The organism is Sphingobacterium sp. NPDC055346, assembly GCF_053645235.1.
In genome coordinates this window covers 51530-75120 of the sequence record NZ_JBSHMI010000005.1, presented here as the reverse complement: position 1 = coordinate 75120, position 23591 = coordinate 51530, and the positions used below count along the sequence as shown (strand labels likewise).

The window sequence follows — 23591 nt, the reverse complement described above, 5'->3', positions numbered from 1 at the left end:
TTATCTTTGTTTTAATTTAATTCAATTTAAATAAGAAACTAGAAAACTATCAACGTAATGACAGAGAATCAAATAGCATTAATTAAAGCGACAGTACCAGTCTTGAGAGAAAACGGAGTATTATTAACAAGCTATTTCTACAACCGCATGTTTCAGCACAACCCTGAACTTAAACATGTCTTCAACATGGGCAACCAACAATCAGGGAAACAACAAACGGCCTTGGCTATGGCAGTGCTGGCTTATGCCGAAAATATTGAAAATCCGTCGGTTCTTTTAGGCGTGGTCGACCATATTGGCCATAAACATACCAGTTTAGACATCCGCCCTGAACATTATCAGATCGTCGGAAACCATCTGATCTCTTCCATTAAAGAAGTTCTTGGCGATGCAGCTACGGACGAACTGTTAGAAGCATGGACCCTTGCTTACAGCCAATTGGCAGATATCATGAGCGGTCATGAAAACGCTCTTTACAGAGCAAAAGTAAATAGACCAGGAGGCTGGACCGGTTGGAGGCCATTTGAGGTCAGAGATAAAGTAATGGAATCCCAAGAGATTACCTCATTTTACCTGTATCCAACCGATCAGGGAGATATCGCTGCCCACTTACCTGGTCAATATATCAGTGTTAGGCTGTTCTTACCAGAATTAAACCTGATCCAACCTCGCCAATACAGTATCTCAAGCTCATCAAACGGCAAGTTTTACCGTATTTCTGTTAAAAAAGAAAAAGGCAGTAAACATCCAGACGGCATGATCAGCAATAGATTGCACGACCATATCCAAGTAGGTGATAAGATCGAACTTAGTTCACCATCAGGTAACTTTGTCTTGAACCAAAAGGAAAACAACAACCCACAAGTCTTTATCAGTGGTGGAATCGGACAGACTCCTCTATTGGCCATGCTTGAGGAATTGATTCTCAATAAAAACAGTACCCAACCGATCGTTTGGGTCCATGGATGTAGAAATGAACAGGTCCATGCTTTCAAAGATAGATTACAGGAACTTTCAGCCATCAATCCATCATTGCAGAATCATCTATTCTATGAACAATTGGAAAAAGAAAGCGCTGATGCAACATCTGGCGTTGTCAATCTCGAAGAGATTCAGGAAAAGGTATTGCTGAATGGAGCCAACTACTATTTATGTGGCCCTGCAGGCTTTATCCGCAAACATTATGAATTCCTGAAAGATGCGGGCGTTGACACAGAAGCGATCCATTTCGAAGAATTCGGACCAGCATCCCTGTCTTTAAATTAATAAATCTGTAGCCCAAGAGTTCAGCTCTTGAAAATAGGCACCCGGTTGATCTGGGTGCCTCTATAGAACAGAATCACCATAAAAACTGGAACAATGGAAACTAGACCTTTGAAAAGACATCCAGCATTAAGGCCTCTTAGTAAGGAACATCATTTCTCCCTTTTGATTTGTTGGAAGATAAGGCGAGGCCTGGAACTAAATATCGACCCTGACCGTATCGGCAACTTCTTGATCAATGCTTGGCATCAACAGATCTCCCATCATTTCAATATTGAAGAGAAATATGTTTTTCCAATCCTTGGTTCTGAGAACAAACTTGCACAGGAAGCTATTGCTGAACATAGAGCTATAAAAAGACTGATATTGAATGAGCCACATACCGTCAAATCCCTCAACAGAATTGAAGAAAAAATGGAATCCCATATCAGAATGGAAGAAAGACAGCTGTTCCCTCTCATTCAGAGCATAGCTACCGATGAAGAAATGGAATATATCAGCCTTAAACACGAACATCCAATAAACGAAATGGCTTGGGAAGACGAATTCTGGAATACCAAAGCCTAAAAATCTTCAACAACTACACATCAATACAAAAAGGTCAGGATATCCTGACCTTTTTACTTTATATCTTCTATCGGACATCAAAACCCATTCTCCAGGTCTTATGTCCATTGTCTGATGTCTATTTAGCTAACCAAATCAACGCATCCGGATAAACTCCCAACACAAAAGTCAGAATTACGGAAAGAACAAATACGATCTGGAAATTAATCGGCATGCTAACGGTCACCTCTTCCTTAGAATCCATGAAGTACATATGAACCACTACCCTTAAGTAGTAATACACACCAACTGCAGCATTGATTGCAGCCAAAACCAACAGTACGGTATGGTAATCATTCATAACATTGGAGAACATCATAAACTTACCGATAAAACCTGCTGTCAACGGAATACCTGCTAATGAAAGCATAGAAATCGTGATACAGAATGCCAACCACGGACTTCTTTTACCTAGACCATTGAAGGATTCAAAACTATCCGATCCAGCTTGGCGTTTCACCAAGATCAATGCTCCAAAAGAAATAATCGAAGCCAACCCGTAAGCTGCTGAATAAGTTAAGATTCCTGAAGTTGAATTTGGACCGATCGACAAGATTGCAAAAAGCATATATCCAGCATGCGAAATACTAGAATAAGCCAGCATACGCTTATAACTGGTCTGCATAAGCGCAGTCACGTTTCCTATAAACAAGGTAATGATCACCACGGTCAATAAAACCGGAGTCCAAAACTCATTCAATGGAACCAAGACGGTACTGAACAATTTTAAGAAGCCAGCGAATGAAGCAATCTTCACCACGGTACTCATAAAGATCGTGATCAATATAGGAGCACCATCATATACATCTGGAGTCCAGAAATGGAATGGAGCAGCACCAACTTTGAAGCACAACCCAACTAACAATAACAAGATACCTCCATAGAACATTGGTGAAATGCCTGTTGGATTATCAATAATATATTGTTTGATCACAGCTAAATCAAATGAACCAGTTGATCCATATAATAGCGTTATACCGAACAGCAAGAAACCAGTAGAAAAAGCCCCCATCAAGAAGTACTTCAACGAAGCTTCATTGGATGCCTTATCGGTCCTTCTGATCCCCGCCAAAATATACAAGGCTACCGACATAATCTCTAGACCGATAAACAGCATGGCGAAATTATGGTAAGAACAAACTAATATAGCACCCGTTAAGGAGAATAAGATTAAGGAATAATATTCTGCGATATTGTCCGAAATAGACTTAAAGTACTCTTTCGACAATAACAGGATCAGAATGGTCAATGCTATACATAGCATCGAAAAAGAAAGGGAAAAATGATCAAAAATAACCATTCCTCTATATAAAGGCTCTGCCTGGACATTCCAATAATAGGCTTCAAACCCAAAGGCAACCAACAAGCCTAATATACTAACAGGCAGTAATGCATTTTTAGCTTTGTACAAGCCTAAATACAAAAGCAGAATACCTAACAAAGAAAGCGTAATAATCGCACCCATAATATATCTTTAAACTCGTACTATTTAATTTGTTGTAATAACTGTGAAACTGATGCCTCTGAAAGATGTAATAAACTATTCGGAAGAACACCTATTAAAATAACTAGAATGACAATGATCGATAATAAGACCACCTCATAGCCAGAAATATCCTTTACCTGGGTCTGATTGTCATTGATCTGACCTAACATGGTTTTCTGATACAGACGTAACATATAAACTGCTGCAAAAATCAAGGTCGTACCACCAAGAACAGCATACCAAACGCCACTATCGCCACTACCGAAAATTCCCTTTAACAATAAGAACTCTCCAATGAAACCATTTGTTAGTGGCAATCCGATTGCACCCATGATGATCACCAAGAAAGTCACCGCCAGGATCGGCATTTTAATCGCCAAACCACCTAGCTCAGCAAGATCCCTGGTTCCTGTCCTTCTCTGGATAACATCGATTACAAAGAAAAGACCAACAACAGAAATACCGTGATTGATCATTTGCAGGATTGCTCCTTGCATTCCTTCTTGGGTCAATGAAAAAACACCTGCGGCAATAAGACCCACGTGTGAAATAGAAGAGTAAGCAATCAAGCGTTTAGCATCTTTCATTTTGAAAGCGATGATCGCTCCATAAACGACACCGATGATTCCCATGATCAATGCAATATTGCCATATCGAGAAACCGCTTCAGGTGCTAAAGGCAATAACCAACGCAATAGACCAAACAGACCCATTTTCAACATGATACCCGACAAAAGCATGGTACCTGCTGTAGATGCATGAGTATAGGTATCTGGCAGCCATGAATGGAATGGGAACAAAGGAATCTTAATTGCAAAAGCAATAAAGAACGCCCAGAATACCCAACGTTGAGCAGCATCTGTCAGGTCCAATTGAGTCAAGGTTGCCCATGACATATCCTTTCCGCCGGTTTGTTGATATAGATAGATAATCGCAATCAACATCAACAAGCTCCCGAAGAAGGTATATACGAAAAATTTCAAGTTTATTTTGATACGGTTTCCATCTCCCCACAATGCACAGATAAAGTAAATTGGGATCAAAGCTGCTTCCCAACCTACATAAAATGAAAAAGCATCCAATGAGATAAATACCAATACCAATCCAGCCTGCATAAAGGAAACTAAACCATAGAATCCTCCCTTTTGCTCATGGCCAAAACTTGCCAAGATGATTAAAGGGATCAAGCCATTTGTTAAGATCAACATAGGAAGGCTAATACCATCCAAGCCTATCTGGAATTGAATCCCCAAGCTCGATATCCAGTTCCAAGATTGTGCAAACTGAATACTTGCATCAGGCACAAACGTACAGATGAAAGGAATTGTTAAGCCTAATTGAATAAGTGACAAGACCAATGCAGCCCATTTAGCAGAGCTGTTCTTGATAAAGGCTAAAATAATAGCACTTATTACAGGTAAAATTAGCAGTATAAAAAGGTTGTCCATTGATTCCTAAATTCTGATCTAGATTGTAAATAATCCATAAAGCATGAAAGCAATAACTCCGATCACCATCATAAATATATAAAACCCAACATTCCCACTCTGGATCTGACGAATGCCCTTCCCTGAAGAAACAAACAATTCGCCAATTCCATTGACTAATCCATCGATACCGGTCTTATCAACAACAGTATGCAAGAATTTGGACAGTCCATTCAATGGACGAACAAATAAGGTGTCATACAATTGATCGATGTACATTTTATGGTAAGATAGATTATATAGTCCGCCTTGTTCTGCTGAACCATCGGTCCCGGGAATATCTGATTTTTTAATGTACTTATTGTAAGCAACGAAAGCCATAATGATGGCACCTAATGCTGATGCGCCCATTAAAACAAACTCTGTGCTATGTGATAGATGGAATGGTTCCACTACCTGATTAGTTTGTGCAAATACCGGACTTAGGAAGTTAGCCAACCATGCGCCTCCGAATAATGCCTCAGGAATATTGATTAATCCACCCAATACCGACAGAATAGCCAATACGATCAATGGAATAGTCATTGAGCTAGGTGATTCATGCAAATGATGTTTCTGGTTCTCCGTTCCACGGAATTTACCAAAGAAGGTCAGATACAACAATCTGAACATATAGAATGCGGTACATAAGGCTCCAATAAAACCTAACGCCCAAAAGATCGGACTGGCAACAAAGGCATGTGCCAATATCTCATCTTTTGAAAAGAAACCCGACAATGGTGGAATCCCGGAAATAGCTATCGTTCCGATCAACATCGTTGCATAGGTGATAGGCAAGTACTTTTTCAGGCCTCCCATTTTTCGCATATCCTGCTCCTCGCTCATCGCGTGGATTACGGAACCCGCACCCAAGAACAATAAGGCCTTGAAAAATGCATGGGTCAACACATGGAAAAACGCTCCGGTAAAGGCTCCAACACCTAAACCTAAAAACATATATCCCAGTTGAGAGACCGTGGAATATGCCAATACTTTTTTGATGTCATTTTGCGTAATCGCAATAAATGCAGCAACCAAAGCCGTTGCCACACCGATGATCGCAATAACCTCCATGGTAACCGGAGATAATGTAAACATGATGTTTGAACGGGCGATCATATAGATACCAGCAGTTACCATAGTCGCTGCGTGGATCAAGGCCGAAACTGGCGTCGGGCCTGCCATCGCATCTGGCAACCAAGTAAACAATGGAATCTGGGCCGATTTACCTGTTGCTGCAACAAATAACAATAAGGTAATGATCAATAAAGACGTATCGCCCATTGCCAGTTGTCCGGCAGCAGGAAATACCTGTTGAAATTCTAAAGAACCAAAATTGGCCAAGATAAAGAACATGGCGATCAAGAACCCTAAATCACCGATACGGTTCATGACAAAAGCTTTTTTCGCTGCCTTCGCATAATTGCTGTTCTTGAACCAGAATCCGATCAATAGATAAGAACATAAGCCTACGCCTTCCCAACCGATGAACATCACCAAATAGTTGGATCCTAATACCAAAAGCAACATAAAGAAGATAAACAGGTTCAAATACGAGAAGTATTTACCAAAACCTTCATCATTTGCCATATATCCTACAGAGTACAGATGGATCAAAAATCCAACTCCCGTAATGATCAATAACATGATTGAACTCAATGGATCAACCAAAAAGCTAATGTTGAAACTAAAACTTCCTACCGTAAACCAGTTGAATACTTCTTGGAAAATAACACCATCACCCCCAGCTTGTCTTGCATCATAAACCTCCTTGAATAAACCACAGCTTAGTAAAAATGAAATGAGGATTGTTCCGCATCCAATAATTGAAATCAATGGTCTTGGCGTGCTTTTTCTCAGCAGTCCAATCATCAGAAATCCTAATAAAGGAAGTAAGGGGAGCATCCAAATGAATTCTTTCATATACAATTCTCTCTAAAATTCTTATCTATTTTTACCACCTCAGTTTATTCAGGGAATCAATATCCACTGATTTGGTATTCCTATAAACCATAATAATTATCGCTAGACCGACCGCAACCTCTGCAGCTGCCAAAGCCATAATAAAAAACACAAAAACCTGTCCGCTAGGATCCCCACGATAAGCGGAGAACGCAGCCAACAATAAATTCACCGAATTAAGCATCAACTCAATCGACATCATGATAATAATGACGTTCCGGCGAATCAATACCCCGATCACACCGATCACGAAGATGATGCTACAGAATATCAAATAATGATTCAGGGGAATACCCTGCATATTTTCAATTAAACTACCCATTTTGTTTCGCTCGTGTTTCTTTCTTTGCCAATAATACAGCTCCAACCATCGCTGTTAACAACAGGATGGAGGACAATTCAAATGGTAATAAAAAGTCCTTGAACAATACCTTGCCCAGGTTCTTTACCAAACCAATATCTTCATGGCCCTTTACAAACTCATTATTAGATTCCAATACCCTAAAAGCACCTAAGAATACGGCCAATAGGCACATTCCAGCTATCGCTCCCATAAATTTCACTAAATGGGATTTCATAGGCTCGCTATCTTTGTTCAGGTTCAGTAACATCAGGACAAACAGGAATAAAACCATGATCGCCCCCATGTAAACGATAAAATTAACTACGGCCAAAAACTGCGCATTCAATAGAATATAATGCACGGTAAAGGTGAAAAAAGTGATAACTAAGTAGAGTACACTATGTACAGGATTCTTCGTGAAGATGGTCATCAACGCAAAGAATATCGATAGAAACGCTACAAAATAAAATATGGTCATAGGTTATGCTTGCTGATTTTGAGATAATTTGGTGATATCAAACTTTGGTTCCAACAACTTGTCTTTACCATAAATGAAATCCTTACGTAAATAATCTGCAGTAACATGTTTACCATCTAGGTAAATTGCCTCTTTTGGACATGCTTCTTCACACAGGCCACAAAAAATACAACGCAACATGTTTATTTCATAAACAACTGCATATTTCTCTTCCCTGTACAGGTTCTCCTCCCCTTTCTTGCGCTCTCCCGCAGTCATCGTAATGGCTTCTGCAGGACAAGACAAGGCACATAGGCCACATGCTGTACAACGCTCCCTGCCCTGTTCATCACGCTTCAAGGAATGCTGTCCCCTAAAGTTCTTTGAATAAGGCCTGATCTCCTCCGGATACTTAATGGTAGGGATCTTCTTGAAGAAGTGCCTTATGGTAATCGATAGACCTTTGGCGATAGCAGGCAAATAAATGCGCTCCCAAAAGTTCATCGGCTTTTGTTCTAATACTTTTTTCCTATTTGATAACGACTGCATATCTCTCCCGATTAAAAGTAAGTATCTTTAACGATGGTAATGATCCCTGTCAAAACGATATTGGCAATGGCCAATGGAATCAACATCTTCCAGCCTAAATTCATCAACTGGTCATATCTGAAACGCGGCAAGGTCCATCTTACCCACATAAAGAAGAAGATGAATCCAAATATCTTCGCAAAGAATACCAATACCCCAATGATGGTGATCCAGTTTTCTGAAAGACCCAGATCATACATAAATGGAAAATTATAGCCCCCGAAATACAATGCTGCCATCAATGATGAGGACACGAACATATTGATGTATTCAGAGAACATATAAAGACCCAATTTCATGGATGAATATTCCGTATGGTATCCCCCAACTAACTCAGTCTCACATTCTGGCAAGTCAAATGGTACACGGTTACATTCTGCAAATGCACAGGTCATAAAGATCAGGAATCCCAAAGGCTGAACCCAGATATTCCAGTTTACAAATCCTGATTGTTGTGCTACGATCTCTCCAATGGATAGCGTTCCGGTCACCATTAATAAAGCGATCAAGGAAAGACCCATGGCAATTTCATAACTGATACTTTGTGAAGCCGCACGAATCGCTCCCATTAACGAGAACTTATTGTTCGATGCCCATCCACCAAGCATGATCCCATAAACACCAAGAGCAATAACCCCAAAGATGTAAAGTACACCGATATTCACATCGGCAACCTGTAAGCTGATCGCTTTGTCACCAATGGTCAAGGTTTGCCCCCAAGGAATTACCGCCGAACTGATACAGGCTGTAATAATGGCTATGGTCGGCCCTAAAATAAATAAGGTTTTATGTGCTCCCGCAGGAATGATTTCTTCTTTGAAAAAGAATTTACCACCATCACATAAAGGCTGTAAGATACCAAATGCTCCAGCTCTATCCGGACCGTGGCGATCCTGCATAAAACCCGCAATCTTACGCTCAGCTAACGTGGAATACATGGCAATGACCAAGGTAACCACGAATATGATGACAACTAAGATTAATTTCTCTAAAATAAAGGCCGTTTCCATCTTCCCTATTTTCTATTTTAATTTTTCAGATCTTGCTAACTGCTCCACATTGGCTTCCTGCAATACAGGATTGTCCTTGATTACACTTGGAGGATCAAATTGATGGTAGTGGTTGGAGGCAATAACCGATTGATCGCTGATCTTGGTCGGCTCATCTAAAATCCACTCATCTGTACGCTTGGTTTCAAACCTGCAGGTATCACAGATAAACTCATCAACCTCATTGTACTCATCTTTTCTTCCCGTCACACGGATCACATCTGGACCTTTGTACCATAATGTCACCTTTCCAGAACATTTTGGACAATCACGGTGGGCATCGACCGGTTTAGTAAACCAAACCCTATTCTTAAACCTAAAGGTCTTGTCCGTCAATGCTCCAACTGGACATACATCGATCACATTACCGATAAAGTCATGATCCAGTGCCTCATGGATATAAGTCGATATTTCAGCATGGTCTCCACGGAACAGAATGCCATGTTCCCTTTTATTGGTCAATTGGTTGGCCACATATACACAACGATAGCATAAAATGCATCGGTTCATGTGCAACTGGATCTTATCACCAATATCAATTCGCTCAAATGTCCTGCGCTCAAATTCATATCTGGTTTTCTCAGCACCATGCTCATAGCTCAAATCTTGGAGCTTACACTCGCCTGCCTGATCACAGACCGGACAATCCAATGGGTGGTTGATCAATAACATCTCCACAACCGCCTTTCTTGCATCCACGACATCTGGAGAGGTAATATTCAGCACCTCCATTCCGTCCATGACCGTTGTACGGCATGATGCAACCAATTTAGGCATTGGTCTTGGATCCTTTTCCGATCCTTTGCTTACTTTCACCAAGCAGGTACGGCATTTTCCCCCTGTACCTTCTAGCTTAGAATAATAGCACATGGCTGGAGGAACGATCTCCCCACCAATCTGCCTAGCAGCATTTAATATCGTAGTACCCGGAGCAACTTCAATCGTTATTCCGTCTATCGTTACTTTAAAATTTTGAACTTCTTCTGCCATTGTTGCTTTTTGTTAAAATGACCCTAATTATTCCGTTACTGGAACCAATGGATCTGCATAATGTGCTAAACCGTAGTTTCTCTTCTGGGCTTCTTCCGGATGTAGGATATGCCACTCAAATTCATCCCTAAAGTGACGAATTGCGGCTGCAACAGGCCAAGCCGCTGCATCACCAAGTGGACAGATCGTATTTCCTTCGATCTTTTGTTGCACTTGCCACAATAGATCGATGTCCGACATGTCACCATGACCGGTCTCGATCTTGTTCAAGATCTTTTCCATCCAACCCGTTCCTTCACGACAAGGTGAACATTGCCCACAGCTCTCATGACGGTAGAAACGAGTATAGTTATAGGTATTCCTGACAATACATTGATCTTCATCAAAAACGATGAAGCCTCCAGATCCCATTGCTGTACCACTTATAAAGCCCCCATCTGCCAATGACTCATAGGTCATCAGGCGCGGTTCGCCTTTCATCGTTTTCACAATCAGGTTGGCAGGAAGGATAGGCACCGAAGAACCTCCAGCCACTACAGCCTTCAATCGCTTGCCATTTGCCATTCCTCCACAATATTCATCGGAGAAAATAAATTCTTCCACTGGGACACCCATCTCAATTTCATATACTCCAGGTTTTGCAATATTCCCTGACGCTGAAATCAATTTAGTTCCTGTACTTCTTTCAATTCCAATTTTTGCATACTCCTCGCCGCCATCATTGACGATAGGCACTGTCGCAGCAATGGATTCCACATTGTTTACCACCGTTGGGCAGCCATATAGGCCCGCAACAGCAGGGAATGGAGGTTTAATCCTTGGATTACCTCTTTTCCCCTCTAGGGATTCCAACAGGGCTGTCTCTTCACCACAGATATAGGCCCCCCCTCCCGGTTGTACATAGATCTCCAGGTCGTAACCAGTCCCTAATATATTTTTACCTAAAAATCCAGCCGCTTTTGCTTCTTCGATGGCCTTTTCCATAATTCGGATTTGAGGCATCATCTCGCCACGGATATAGATATAGGAGGTATGTGCTCCTAATGCATAGCTGGAAACGATCATCCCTTCAATTAAGGCATGCGGAATATAGGTCATCAAGAAACGGTCCTTGAATGTTCCCGGTTCCGACTCATCTCCATTACAAACTAAATAACGCGGAACGCCTTCTGGTTTTGCCAAAAAGCTCCATTTCATTCCAGTAGGGAATCCTGCTCCACCACGGCCACGAAGACCCGATTTCTTCACCTCTTCCACTACATCCTCTGGAGACATGCTTTTCAAGGCTTTCTCTACAGCACGGTAACCACCCTTCTCCCGATAAACAGCGAAGGTGTTGATTCCTGGCACATTGATATGTTCTAATAATAACTTACGTCCCATATTACTAAGCCTCGCTTTTTGATTTATTCTTTAAATCGCCGATTAATTGATCGACACTCTCCGGTGTCAGGTTCTCATAGAAGGTATAGCTTGGACCGATCTGAAGCACGGGACCAAATCCACATGCCGCCAAACACTCCACGCCCCGCCAAGAGAACATCCCATCAGCAGTCACCTCTCCTTCTTTTACGCCTAATTTCTCTTCAATATGAGACATGATCTTCTCTGCACCAACCAGGCAACATGGCCCCGTTCGGCAAACCTCCAGGACATATTTACCTTGCGGCTGTAGGAAATACATGGTATAGAATGTCGCCACCTCGAACACTTCAATAGGTTGGATGGTTAAGAAGGCCGCCACTTTCTCCATGGCATCCACGCTTAACCATCCATATTCCTCCTGTACGAGGTGAAGGATAGGCAATAATGCTGATTTTTGCTTACCTTCTGGATAACGACTTACCACTTCGGAGAATTTCCCCAAAAGCTCTGCCGAAAACTCGACAATCATATTTTCTTTAACACTAAGCATCTAATTCACCAGCTATTACGTTTAAACTACTCATATTGATAATCGCATCTGAAATCAACATTCCGCTACTCATAGGCGCAAACATCTGATAATTGATGAATGAAGGCCTTCTAAAGTGCAGACGATATGGAGTTCTTCCTCCATCATGTACCATATAGAATCCCAATTCACCATTTGCCCCTTCAACGGAATGATAAACCTCAGCCTTTGGAGCGTCCCATTCTCCCATCACGATCTTAAAGTGATAGATCAAGGCCTCCATGCTTGTATATACTTGCTCTTTTGGCGGGAGGTAAAAATCAGGAACATCAGCATGGAAAATGCCTTTCGGCTCCTTGTCTATTTTTTCCAAAGCTTGCTCAATGATTCGAAGGGATTGCCACATCTCTTCATTTCTTACCATAAATCGGTCATAAACATCCCCATTTGTGCCTACTGGAATATCAAAATCAAATTCCTCGTATGAACAGTATGGAGAATGCGCTCTCACATCATAATCCACGCCTGTTGCACGTAAGATTGGACCTGACCAGCTATAACTTAAAGCTTCCTCTGGGGTAACCGCGGCTACATTGGAGGTACGCTCGATAAAAATTCTGTTTCTGTCAAACAACTCTTGGAATTCCCTCAAAACTGGCGGGAATCTCTTTAAGAATTCTCTGATCTTTTCAAATGCCACGTCGTTGAAATCACGCTCAAAACCACCGATACGCCCAATATTGGTCGTCAATCGGGCTCCGCATATCTCTTCATAGATTTCATAGATGAACTCACGTTCCTGCATCACATACAGGAATCCTGAAAAGGCACCAGTATCAACCCCCAAAATACCGTTACATATGATGTGGTCAGCAATCCTCGCCAATTCCATCACTATCACGCGCATATATTGAACGCGTTTTGGTATCTCTATATCCAAAAGCTTCTCAACGGTCATATGCCAACCCATATTATTGATTGGTGATGAACAGTAGTTCAAGCGGTCTGTTAAAGGGGTAATCTGATAAAAAGGTCTATGCTCTGCAATTTTTTCGAATGCACGGTGAATATATCCAATGGTGGAAACCCCACTGACGATACGCTCACCATCGATCTGCACGACATTCTGAAAAACACCATGCGTTGCAGGGTGGGTAGGACCAATATTTAGGGTCACCAAATCGTCTTGAGGATCATTATCATCAAAGACTGGTGCATTATGTGATATTCTTGAAATCGATTTACTCATGACATCCTCTCTTAACGTCCAAAATAAAAATCCTTTTTGTCCACACGGTTTGGATCTTCCAGCGGGTATTCTTTGCGCATCGGGAAAACTCCCAGATCATCCATATTAAGAATTCTCCTTAAATCCGGATGTCCTTCAAAATTGACCCCAAAGAAATCATAAGTTTCACGCTCCATCCAATTCGCACCGTTCCAAAGAACCGTGGCACTTGGAATACTTGGATTTTCCTTTTCCAGGAAAACCTTGATCCGAATGCGGACATTATGAACTAAACTATGGACATGGTACACAACAGCGAAAGGCTTTTCACGTTCCGGATAGTGGACCGCAGTAATATCAGTCAAATAAATAAACTGCATCGCCTCATCATCCTTGATGCTGGTCAACAGCTTTATGATATTTTCCTTATCGGTTTCGACTGTTAGCAGTCCTTTAGGTTCTGTTATATGGTTTACTGATTCCCCGAATTCTGCATTCAGTTTATCAATAACCATTTGATTAGTCAACTTATCCATTATCTGTTGCGATTCCGTACTTTTCTAATAAAGCCTTATACTCAGGCGTATTTCTTCGGTTCAAAGACTCGTTCTTTACAATATCTTGAAGTCTTAGTACTCCATCTAAGATTGCCTCAGGACGCGGAGGACAGCCAGGAACATAAACATCCACCGGAATGATCTCATCAATCCCCTGCAACACGGAATAGGTATCGAAAATACCTCCACTAGAAGCACATGCACCAACAGCAATTACCCAACGGGGCTCTGCCATCTGAACATAAACCTGCTTCAATACCGGAGCCATCTTCTTTGCAATGGTCCCCATCACTAGCAACATATCAGCCTGTCTTGGTGAAAAGCTCGGACGCTCGGCACCAAACCTCGCTAAATCATAGGTAGATCCCATCGTTGCCATAAACTCAATTCCACAGCAGGACGTCGCAAATGGCAATGGCCATAAGGAATTGGCTCTCGCCAAACCTATGGCTTTATCCAAAGTCGTTGCAAAAAATCCTGCTCCCTCTACACCAGGAGGCGCATCTGATAAGGTAATATTACTCATCTCTCTGTTTATTAAAGTGATCTTCAAGGAATAGGCCCAAGGCTAGTCCCAATCCAATGCCTTTTTCTTAATGACATAAATAAACCCTAAAAGCAATAGTCCCATGAAAACAAACATCTCTATCAACCCCTGAACGCCAAATTCACGGAAGTTAACTGCCCATGGATACATAAAGATCACCTCGATATCAAAGATGACGAACAAGATTGCTACCAGGAAATATTTGATGGAAAACGGCTGCCTTGCATTCCCGACAACCTCAACCCCAGATTCAAAAGCACTAAGCTTATTCTCTGTGCGCACTTTAGGACCAATTAAATGGGTACCGATGATTGTCGTAACACCGAAGCCAACGGCCACAGCCAATTGGATCAATATAGGAATATAATCTATAGGTGCACTTTGCCCTGCTAATCCTTCCATATCTTTAGTTTATCGCTATTAGTAGTCTAGCAAAAATAACAATTTATGTCAATAAAAAAAGTGAGGGACAGCCGTATAGCTTTGCTTTTTGTTATTTTGAAACATTATAAATAGTCCCAATGGACAATACCTGACGCTTGAACCAGCACCGTTTAGATTCCGCTAGATTTTCCACATCGGTAAGCGAGCACAATTTGGTGTGCCGCTCGCCATTCCGCAGGACAAAGACCTAGCTTATCCTAAGAAAGTGGTCTGGACACCTGGTTATTGGACCTAAAGCCAAATTTCCCAAAAGCCTACGGTTACCTTGATCTACTACAGTCCGCCCTAATCAAGCTCCTCGATAGAACCTAATGCTATCGCCAGAAGATAGATTGCGCGCTAAAAGCTCGTCCCCCTACATTGGAGCTGCAGCTATGCACATTTGGCTACCGTGGGGGCCTTGCCATGGGACAGTAAGGAAACGGGTTAATTTCTAATTTCCCTTCTCATAAAAAGATAGTAGGATATGGCAAAGAGGGCCAAAGTTCCCGCTATTAATCCAGTTAACTGGGACCAAACTATCAATAAACTATCAATTATCGGCAATGGTGCTGGGATCGCTGCCTCCATCTGCTCAATGTTCAGCGGACCTAAACTCCTTACGGTTGGCATCAGGATGGAAGTACTCCCGTCTATGAACAATTGGCTTGGACTGACTCTCAATATATTCAGCACCAATTCCTGCCTTGAGAACTGCTCTTCTACTGACATGAAAGGTTTCAAAGGCAGCAGCTGCTGGACAATGAGTGATGTCAGCATGGGAAAAAATATGGTCAGGAACAACCATAAACTCAATGATGTGAGGGCCGCAGACGAGGGCTGTCTAAAAACTATGGACATCAATAACGAAAAGGCCAACCAGAACCCTAGGTAAACAATCAACAGAAAGATGAAGGCGAATATCCGAATAATTTCTACAAGCTGAACGCTTAATCCAGTCCAAATCATTCCGGTTCCAACGACCAATCCCGTTACACAAAGAAATAATACACTCAGGACAAATATGGGTGCTAAAAATTTGGCCAATAGAATATTGTCTCTGTAGATTGGCTGGGTAACAATTCGTGTCATCGTTCCGCTTAGAAATTCTGAATTCACTCTGTCAAACCCTAGGCTTATCCCAAGTAGGGGAGCGACGAAACTTATGAGTACATAATACGAAGGGGTTGAACCCGACGAGGTAAATATTTTGAGAAATGGAAAATCCGATTCTAAGAGATCATTGTTCTGGATCCAGGCCGGCACCTGTTCCACGACGTGGGTAATGGAACTCGTTAATATTAACAGAACTAACAAAATTAATATTCGGAACCTCCAACTTCTAACCATGTCAGCAATTTCTTTCCGTGCCAGAATCCAAAAAGGACTACAAAAATGACTTACACCAATTTGCGCTGTGCGTAAGGTACTATGGATATTCATCTTTATAAAAATTTAGGGTTTTCAAGGAAATATTGTTGGTAAATCTGTTCAAGGGTCAGGTTGTCCCTTTGTACCGAGGTAATATCGTATCCTTCTGTGACAAGGATCTTTACGATGGAAGCAGTACATTCCTCAGAGGTAGTGATCTCGGCATGGTTTTCCGAAATTAAATCAATCCTCATGACGGGAAGCTCTCTTAAAAGCGTTTTCAAAACAGAAGGCCCCAGGGTCGAAACCTGGGTCTGAACACTGGTAAAAAAACCATCTTTTTTATTCAATGAATGGCCCAGATCGGCAATATTTCCACTCGCTATCAATTTTCCTTGGACAAATATCCCCACCCTGTCACAGACCTGCTGGACATGGTGCAAATTGTGGGAAGACAACAATACAGTAATGTTCCTTCTCCTGCTAAGGTCTTGTATAAGTGCCAGGAATTCCTTAATGCCGCGGGGGTCTAAACCCAATGTAGGTTCGTCGAGGACAATAATTTTAGGATCTTTGATTAGCACTTCTGCCAGGCCCAAACGCTGCTTCATTCCCCGAGAGAACGTACCCACCAACTTTTGCTTATCCTCTTCCAGCCCTACCTGCTGGAGTAAAAGATGCGATCTTTCTTCTATTTCTTTTTCAGGAATTTGATTTAACCGGCCTATAAGCCTTAAATTGTCCAAAGGTGACATTCCTTCGTAGAACCCCACGCTGTCAGGTAAGTACCCAACCAATTTCTTAACCTCTATCGGGTTCCTGTTTGATTGCATGCCATCTACGGACGCCATACCAGAAGTTGGTTCGGTAAGTCCCATCATCATTAAGATAGTGGTTGTTTTTCCAGCACCGTTCGGACCTAGCAAACCGTAGATTTCTCCTTCATATATTTGAAGGTTCAAGTTGTCTACGGCTTTTTTATTACCATAATTTTTGCAAAGATTTTCAAATTCAATGATCGGTTCTTTCATTTCATGGAAGTTTACCCACAATAAAATAATGGATTATATAATTAGGACCTGATGGAAATTTGCTAGCGCCTGCCGAATTTCCTTATCAAAAAGAAAATGGAGGCTATCGAAATCAATATTATGGCAATCCCCCACAGCCCCGTCCAGACAGAGGTCCTAACTTGGACCCTAATGGCACTTTCTGCAGATACATTGGCGTTCTTTGCAGAAACCTTAAGGACATAGTCACCCGCAATGCTCTTTTCAGGGACCTCAATAAGAGCCTTTACAGTAATGGACTTACCAGGGGCCAATTCCTTGACTTGCGCATCCTCGAAGGTCACCGTCCAGCTTTTAGGTGGGAGACCGCTCAATTCAATTTCAGTTAAAGGCAATGAGCCGGAATTTTTGAGTTCAAACAGTAGCTCCTTTTTCCTCCCAGCAACCAATTCCTCGTTCAACTTGCCGGTAGGGGTGGAGAGATCTAGATTGAATGAACCTTTTACGACAGCTTCAAGCGGAAGTTTAAGGGTATCCATTTCGGAAATTGCGAGGATGAGAAAGGACGTTTTCCCCGGAGGGGCCAATAGAGAGGGATTTACCTCAATGTTTATGTCATAGCTTTTGCCAGCCGTCATCTCTAGGGAGCGCACGGGGGTCCCCTCTACCATGAAGTTAGCTAACCACCCCGGGGGCAATTCGGCCTGGAGCATGTAAATCTTAGTTGTCTTGGATAAGTTTTCTAAGGTTGCATGGTACCTAAATGTCTCGTTCCGAGCTGCCTCGACATTCATCAAGCGACTCCGAAATGGAGCCTGCGTGGAACTGTTCTGGATGTGGCTGCTTTGGCTAAGCACATAACCCGAGTGGATTACCATGCAGATTAGAAGGAAAAAAAAAGGCTTGGCCTGAAATCTGGAAAATTTGGTTTTTCGTAACATAATCTATTAAACTATTTTAAATTGATAGCTTTGGAAAAAATGTCAAATGAAATGGAAAATCCCGTTTTTATAAAGTTTTGGCTAATCTAAAAATCAAATCCTTTAAATTCAAGTGTCAAGTGGTTTTTTTACATTTTTTAAGAATTGAGGTAACACTGGCCGAGCAATTATCAGGGTCCGGAAATGGAGTCCCTATCTAGCAAGCCAAAACTCCATTTCGTCAAGTATAACGGTAATTGATAGTCCTAAATCACTCAATTCCACATGACCAATGGGATCACTAGCTTAAAAACACAAGCAGTCTTAAGTCAGGTAACCTGGTTCTGGTCAATCAGCGTCCTGAAACAGCTTTATGGAAGAGAATCAACCGATCGTAGCTTGGGCAAGAATCAAGATCCTTTTTCCAATTGGCACAGTCCCTGAACTGTTTTTGAAGGAACCGCTCTGCATTGCACACCACAATGTGTGGTGCGATCCGTATGTTGTCTTCATATTGCCTGTTGAGCAATTCATTTTTTAGTTCATTAATCGTCACATGCCAAAAATAAATAAAAATGAAAGAAGCTCCATACAGTTCAAGAGTGATTTTTTAGCCTCCATGAACTAGTCCAGGAATTAGAGATAGGCCTGAATATCTAATCCTAGAAGCATCGTTTCATGATTTTGGTCTAATTGGGAGAATCACTCCACTTTATCTCACCACTGGCTTGTGAGTGTTTAGGGAAGCTGTATTGTCAAAAATCCCACAAGCGGATATGAGAACAGTTGTGATATACTAAAAAAAGCTGTTCCTGCCGGCCCGATAGATTTAGGGCAAGACTGGCCACTATACAGCAGTTAAACAACCCTAACCTTTACCAATTGAGCCTTTATTCTCCTGCAGAACTCACGGGACAGGTAATTATTTTGGCAAATACAGGAAAAATCTGGAAAATTTGCCATTTTGCACAACCGCTAAATTATCAGGAAAGGTGAAGTAGAAAAAGGTTGATTGGCCTGGCAAGGATATGCAAACCGCGCTTAAAAAGAAATTGATGATCTTGAACGAATGTGCATCCCATACAGGGGAATTTAGGTAGTTGAAAAAAATCTGGCAGGTCCTAACTAAGGACCATTGGACCGGGCAAATCACATCTTAGGAAATACACAGTAGAAGATTGGGCAAGCGGAACAAGATGAAAAGGTCAGAAAGTGGTCAAGTAACCAGCTTTCCTCAATAATCATTTAAAATTAGGTTAGTCCCGGTATCAAATCCCCTTATCGCATAATCAAGGCACTTAATATAAAAGAGTTGAGGACTTCATGGAACAATATACGGATTTCAACCAAAACGGCGTAGGGAGATCAACGCTTGATGACCGTTAACGTATTTGTATTTGGATTTAGTCCCGATTTCACCGCCTGGCCATTCAAATCCAACCACGGTCAATCCTCTTAAATTTCTAAATAATAATGGAGGCCGCAAAAAGCGGCCTCCATTATATAAATCTTGTTCGAACTCCCTTAAAGTGCACCCATCATCTGGGTAGCGAAGGCATCATCTGGTTTCAACTTCAATGTTTCCCCAAAATGTTGTTTAGCTTTAGCTGTATCACCTTTTAGGTATGCGAAGTAACCGATATAGTTATTGGCATCAGCAGCGTAAGTTTTGTTCGCTTCTTCTTCAGCTTTGCCAGATGCGGTAATAGCAGATAGCAATTGAGTGAATGAATCTACGAACAAACCTTTAGCGTTTTCTGGATCGTACATTACGTTATCCAAAGCTAATTCAGTTAATCCTTTGTAGTATAACGCAGGGATTTTGTATTTGTCAACAACTTCTTTTTTAGTTGATGCAGCTACTGTACCCAACGATTTTACTGCAGCCTCTAAATGTGGTCTAGCCTCATTCATCTTAGCAGTAACTTCTTCAGGAGTCAATTCAGTACCTTCAGGAACGGTTACCAATTTAGAACCGATGCCGTACTCAATCTGTCCTAAGTAGAAGTTTGAATCGAAGAAATAATCTGAGCTGTCGTTACTGGCAGGGATCCTGAAGATCTTAGCTGCGATTTCGTTCTCACCGTTCTTGAAGTATTCAAAGGCAGTTTCTGAGATTTCTTCATCATAGTTCTCATCTTCAGTCTGTTTAGTTTCAGCTACTTTCAATAGTTCAGCGCCTTTTGCAGCATCACCTGCTACTAAGTTTGCTAAACCAGCGTACAGGTAGTCACGACCGATCAAACGTGCAGTATCAACTTTGCTGAATAAAGTGGTCATGTACTCCAATGATTTTGGATAGTCTTTATCTTGCAAGAAAGAGATGTAACCTAAGTAACGGTATACTTTGGCATCAACACCTTCCACAGTTGATAATTCTTGAGCTACTGTTTTCAATTCATCGTAGTTACCTGAATAAACCAAGAAGTCAGCGTAACGTACTTTAGCATCAATGGAAGCATCACCTGTCAGTGACAAGTATTTTTTATAGTTTTCAACTGCTTTCTGGTTGATTTCACGGTATTGCTCTTCAGGTGCTTTGATGGATGACAAGTAATAAGTTTCTGCCAATTCACGGTAGATTGGACCATATTCTGGGTTTTCACCAGCCAACGTGGTCAATTGCTCTAATACTACGTCATAAGCTTGCGCTCTCCTTGAAATGATTGCTTGACCAATTTTTGGAGCCAATAGTTTGTCATCGATTGCCAAAGCGTCACGGTACGCTACGAATGCAGGGCTACTTTCGCGCAGTCCAGCGTAAGCATCACCTAATGCTGTAGGGATTAAGGCATCCTTAGCATTCATTTCCTTCGCTTTGGTCAAGTATTCAACCGCTTTCTTGTAATCCGGTTTTGGGGCATCAATGTACGCTCTACCGATAAAGTAAGGGATTTCATACTCTTTTTTGCCTATGCCTTGTGAAGCTTCTGAGAACTTTGTTTCAGCGGCACTCACGTTTCCTTTTTCAAGGTCTACGATACCTAGACCTACAGTATTCAATTTTTCCTTAGGAACGTTCGTTACACCTTCCTGGAAAACGATCTGTGCTGAATCGACCTTATCGTTGATCAAGTGGATTTGACCTAAGTAAAAATAGTTTTCACCATCTTTTGCCTTTTTCTGAACTAAATTTTGCAACATAGCTTTAGCTTTGTCATATTGTTCAGCTTGAATTGCAGCCTTTGCATCTTTGATACTTTGAGCTTGTGCTGTTCCTGTAGCAAAAGCTCCCGCAACCAAAAGGCTTAAAAATAATTTGCTGTTTGTCATAATCTGTTATTTACTCTTTGTTATAAACTAATTTATGTTGTCTTCTCGTATGATAATTTCTCGACCTGGCATCGTCACGGGCAATAACCCATATTTCAGCACAATCCGCTGCCCACGGTCTCCTGTCAAGAAAGCAGAAAATCCAATTCCCAAACCCAAATTTGGTTGATAATTCAACACGTGAAACTCTGTCTTCAGAGCGTATTCATCGGTAGCAAACGTGGTCTGGGAAGGCTTGAAAAAACCAAGGTTTTTCCCGTCTTTCAAACTTTGAAGGCTTAAGATACGAATTTTATTTTCTTCTCCAAATTGTGAAACGCAATCTAAATATTGACCATAGGACATTACACCGATGCTATTTGCATCCGTTAATACCTCTTCTACAACCTCCTTGGAGGTCTTCATACCTTTTACAGATTGCCCTGAGACTTTATCCAATTTTACAAATTCTTTCACGCGTCGAAGAGTACTTGAATTCACATTGTCAAAAACCAAACGTTTTCCCGTATTGGAATCACCCTTCAATAAAGATGTTAACGTCGGAATATCGATTGAAGTATCTCTAGCGCTCAAATTATTGAAAAAAACCACCCCATCATAGAAGGCCGGAAATGTCCTCGGGCTAATTTTTCGACTGCTGAAACCCGCATTTTCTTCCTTGTTCAATAACCTGCTCAAAATCGCAATATCCGCCTCGCCTTTAATTAAAGCATTGATTGCTTCGCGTTCTGGCAATGGAATCAGTTTGATGTTCGCATTGACATAGGATGTCTTGAAAACCTCTACCTGTTCCAGCATGATTGGAAGGACTGCTTCATCAACAATGACCGAAAGTTCACCTGTCAATATATCATCTTTTGAAGTGCCAGCGCCTGCTGTCGTGCTGTCTGCACTTTCCTGTCCTTTATTTCTATTTTGTGAACAGGAAATCGCTGAAGCTACAATCAGAAGCATCGCCAGTACATACCATAATCTACCCTTCATATTATCTTAGAATGATTTAATGCCTCAAGGATTAATTAATTCCTGAAATTATTTTGCCAAAGTCGGGCAAAACGCATAAATGAATAGACGATTAGGAGTATCCCGAAGATCTTTTTATAGGTTGGATCGATCTCAATTGGAAATCCGCTCCAAAAGATGATCAACAATCCCAACACAAAATAAAAGAGGAACATGAATAGTCCTAAAATGGACAGAAATCGCTGTGTGGGCGATTTCTGTCTAAAATTATTTCTTGTTGAATGATTCGACATATCGAATTACATTTGCGACAAGTCTAAGCGAATTGGCAATGAATAACGAACTGGAACCGGACGACCGTTTTGGATAGCTGGTTGCCATTTCTTTGATTTCTTCAATGCAGTGATCGCTGCTTGACCTGTACCGTAAGAAACGTCTTTTACCACTTTGATATCTGTCAAAGCACCTGTTTTGTCAATCACGAAGGACAACTCAACTGTACCTTTCACACCTGCATCGATTGCAGCTTGTGGATATTGAAGTGTGCTCGATACGAACTGGCGGAATGCATTGATACCTCCTGGGTAAGATGCTGGAACCTCAACTGCCTCAAAGTCATAAACTTTGTTAGCATCGCCGTCCACCTCTCCTTTTGTACTACCCGTGATAGCACCTTCCACTTTCTTCGGACCGAACTCTCCAGTAGGAACACCTGATGCACCTGGGGTACCTTTCAGGGTAATACGTGCTGGAGTAGCGTTTTTCTCTTTAATCTCTTCTTGAGAAACAACCTCTTCTTTTACTTGTCTCGCATCAACAACCTTAGGCTCTGGGAAACGGATTAGGTCTTCCGCCGGTGGTTCCTCAGCGATACGTTGAGGTGGCTCTTCCTCTTGAGGTAGTGGCTCTTCCTCTTCAGGTGGTTCAGGGATCTCTAAATCCTCTAAAGTAACTGGAGTAACTTCTACTACTTCCTCAACAGGTTTCTCAGGAAAAAGCTTTATATCGAAGGCTTTGATAGCCGTGAAAGCAAGGACTACTGCCGAAACTGAGAATAAAGCGATGTTGGTAGCTTTTGGTGCGTATTTACGCAATGCATATGCTCCGTATTCTTTATTTCTATTCTCGAAAACGACATCTAGCCATTCTTTCTTAAATAAATCTAATTTTGAACCGATCATTTTTTTCCTTTTTG

At 41.5% G+C, this 23591-nt stretch carries 24 protein-coding genes; 2 read left to right on the top strand and 22 right to left on the bottom strand.

Annotation, left to right across the window (positions count from 1 at the left end):
- Positions 1–57 precede the first annotated feature (57 nt).
- Together hmpA and ACWICE_RS11370 are read left to right on the top strand one after the other, a co-directional pair.
- On the top strand, positions 58–1266 hold the full coding sequence (gene hmpA / locus ACWICE_RS11375; protein ID WP_454290852.1) for an NO-inducible flavohemoprotein: 1209 nt from the start codon (positions 58–60) through the stop codon (positions 1264–1266).
- Positions 1267–1359: 93 nt separating this feature from the next.
- Positions 1360–1830 (top strand): hemerythrin domain-containing protein, encoded by a 471-nt coding sequence (locus ACWICE_RS11370; RefSeq protein WP_454290851.1) that lies wholly within the window; start codon positions 1360–1362, stop codon positions 1828–1830.
- 118 nt (positions 1831–1948) lie between these two features.
- Here the strand turns inward: ACWICE_RS11370 and ACWICE_RS11365 are convergent, their stop codons facing one another.
- The 22 genes from ACWICE_RS11365 to ACWICE_RS11260 form a co-directional block, all read right to left on the bottom strand.
- Positions 1949–3334 carry an NADH-quinone oxidoreductase subunit N gene (locus ACWICE_RS11365; RefSeq protein WP_185218461.1) on the bottom strand — a complete coding sequence of 462 codons (1386 nt, stop codon included), beginning with the start codon at positions 3332–3334 and terminating at the stop codon, positions 1949–1951.
- A 20-nt stretch (positions 3335–3354) separates the two neighbouring features.
- Positions 3355–4803 (bottom strand): complex I subunit 4 family protein, encoded by a 1449-nt coding sequence (locus tag ACWICE_RS11360; RefSeq protein WP_454298408.1) that lies wholly within the window; start codon positions 4801–4803, stop codon positions 3355–3357.
- 18 nt (positions 4804–4821) lie between these two features.
- A complete protein-coding gene (gene nuoL, locus ACWICE_RS11355) occupies positions 4822–6744 on the bottom strand; it encodes an NADH-quinone oxidoreductase subunit L (RefSeq protein WP_454290850.1) in 1923 nt (640 codons plus the stop codon).
- A gap of 31 nt (positions 6745–6775) precedes the next feature.
- Positions 6776–7105, bottom strand: a complete 330-nt coding sequence (gene nuoK / locus ACWICE_RS11350; protein ID WP_185218458.1) for an NADH-quinone oxidoreductase subunit NuoK — start codon at positions 7103–7105, stop codon at positions 6776–6778.
- Positions 7098–7604, bottom strand: a complete 507-nt coding sequence (locus ACWICE_RS11345; RefSeq protein ID WP_093099570.1) for an NADH-quinone oxidoreductase subunit J family protein — start codon at positions 7602–7604, stop codon at positions 7098–7100. The genes nuoK and ACWICE_RS11345 overlap by 8 nt, the downstream gene beginning before the upstream one ends.
- A gap of 3 nt (positions 7605–7607) precedes the next feature.
- The gene (locus ACWICE_RS11340) at positions 7608–8132 is read right to left on the bottom strand and encodes a NuoI/complex I 23 kDa subunit family protein (protein WP_093099572.1); all 525 of its coding nucleotides are present in this window, start codon (positions 8130–8132) and stop codon (positions 7608–7610) included.
- An 11-nt stretch (positions 8133–8143) separates the two neighbouring features.
- Positions 8144–9181 carry an NADH-quinone oxidoreductase subunit NuoH gene (nuoH, locus tag ACWICE_RS11335; protein WP_093099573.1) on the bottom strand — a complete coding sequence of 346 codons (1038 nt, stop codon included), beginning with the start codon at positions 9179–9181 and terminating at the stop codon, positions 8144–8146.
- 12 nt (positions 9182–9193) lie between these two features.
- Positions 9194–10210, bottom strand: a complete 1017-nt coding sequence (locus ACWICE_RS11330; protein WP_093099575.1) for a 2Fe-2S iron-sulfur cluster-binding protein — start codon at positions 10208–10210, stop codon at positions 9194–9196.
- Between the two features lie 27 nt (positions 10211–10237).
- The gene (gene nuoF / locus ACWICE_RS11325) at positions 10238–11593 is read right to left on the bottom strand and encodes an NADH-quinone oxidoreductase subunit NuoF (protein WP_093099576.1); all 1356 of its coding nucleotides are present in this window, start codon (positions 11591–11593) and stop codon (positions 10238–10240) included.
- A 4-nt stretch (positions 11594–11597) separates the two neighbouring features.
- Positions 11598–12125: an NADH-quinone oxidoreductase subunit NuoE family protein gene (locus tag ACWICE_RS11320; RefSeq protein ID WP_093099578.1), complete on the bottom strand. Its 528-nt coding sequence runs from the start codon at positions 12123–12125 to the stop codon at positions 11598–11600.
- Positions 12118–13353, bottom strand: a complete 1236-nt coding sequence (locus ACWICE_RS11315; protein WP_175486330.1) for an NADH-quinone oxidoreductase subunit D — start codon at positions 13351–13353, stop codon at positions 12118–12120. The genes ACWICE_RS11320 and ACWICE_RS11315 overlap by 8 nt, the downstream gene beginning before the upstream one ends.
- Positions 13354–13364: 11 nt before the next feature.
- A complete protein-coding gene (locus tag ACWICE_RS11310; protein WP_093099580.1) occupies positions 13365–13868 on the bottom strand; it encodes an NADH-quinone oxidoreductase subunit C in 504 nt (167 codons plus the stop codon).
- Positions 13861–14415 carry an NADH-quinone oxidoreductase subunit B gene (locus ACWICE_RS11305; protein WP_093099582.1) on the bottom strand — a complete coding sequence of 185 codons (555 nt, stop codon included), beginning with the start codon at positions 14413–14415 and terminating at the stop codon, positions 13861–13863. Before ACWICE_RS11305 ends, ACWICE_RS11310 begins: the two co-directional genes overlap by 8 nt.
- A 42-nt stretch (positions 14416–14457) precedes the next feature.
- On the bottom strand, positions 14458–14838 hold the full coding sequence (locus tag ACWICE_RS11300) for an NADH-quinone oxidoreductase subunit A (protein WP_093099584.1): 381 nt from the start codon (positions 14836–14838) through the stop codon (positions 14458–14460).
- A 468-nt stretch (positions 14839–15306) separates the two neighbouring features.
- Positions 15307–16302: an ABC transporter permease gene (locus ACWICE_RS11295; RefSeq protein WP_454290848.1), complete on the bottom strand. Its 996-nt coding sequence runs from the start codon at positions 16300–16302 to the stop codon at positions 15307–15309.
- A gap of 2 nt (positions 16303–16304) precedes the next feature.
- Entirely contained in the window at positions 16305–17261 is a 957-nt protein-coding gene (locus ACWICE_RS11290) for an ABC transporter ATP-binding protein (RefSeq protein ID WP_454290847.1), read from the bottom strand.
- 62 nt (positions 17262–17323) lie between these two features.
- A complete protein-coding gene (locus ACWICE_RS11285) occupies positions 17324–17779 on the bottom strand; it encodes a COG1470 family protein (RefSeq protein ID WP_454290846.1) in 456 nt (151 codons plus the stop codon).
- A gap of 733 nt (positions 17780–18512) precedes the next feature.
- Complete coding sequence (locus ACWICE_RS11280; protein ID WP_376780675.1) at positions 18513–18716, bottom strand: DUF6965 family protein; 204 nt, start codon at positions 18714–18716, stop codon at positions 18513–18515.
- A 968-nt stretch (positions 18717–19684) separates the two neighbouring features.
- The gene (locus ACWICE_RS11275) at positions 19685–21433 is read right to left on the bottom strand and encodes a tetratricopeptide repeat protein (RefSeq protein WP_454290845.1); all 1749 of its coding nucleotides are present in this window, start codon (positions 21431–21433) and stop codon (positions 19685–19687) included.
- 27 nt (positions 21434–21460) lie between these two features.
- Positions 21461–22417, bottom strand: a complete 957-nt coding sequence (locus ACWICE_RS11270) for a PstS family phosphate ABC transporter substrate-binding protein (protein ID WP_254530281.1) — start codon at positions 22415–22417, stop codon at positions 21461–21463.
- A 35-nt stretch (positions 22418–22452) separates the two neighbouring features.
- Positions 22453–22689, bottom strand: coding sequence for a hypothetical protein (locus tag ACWICE_RS11265; protein ID WP_093099596.1), 237 nt, complete (start codon positions 22687–22689; stop codon positions 22453–22455).
- A gap of 6 nt (positions 22690–22695) precedes the next feature.
- Positions 22696–23577 (bottom strand): energy transducer TonB, encoded by an 882-nt coding sequence (locus ACWICE_RS11260; protein WP_454290844.1) that lies wholly within the window; start codon positions 23575–23577, stop codon positions 22696–22698.
- Positions 23578–23591 lie beyond the last annotated feature (14 nt).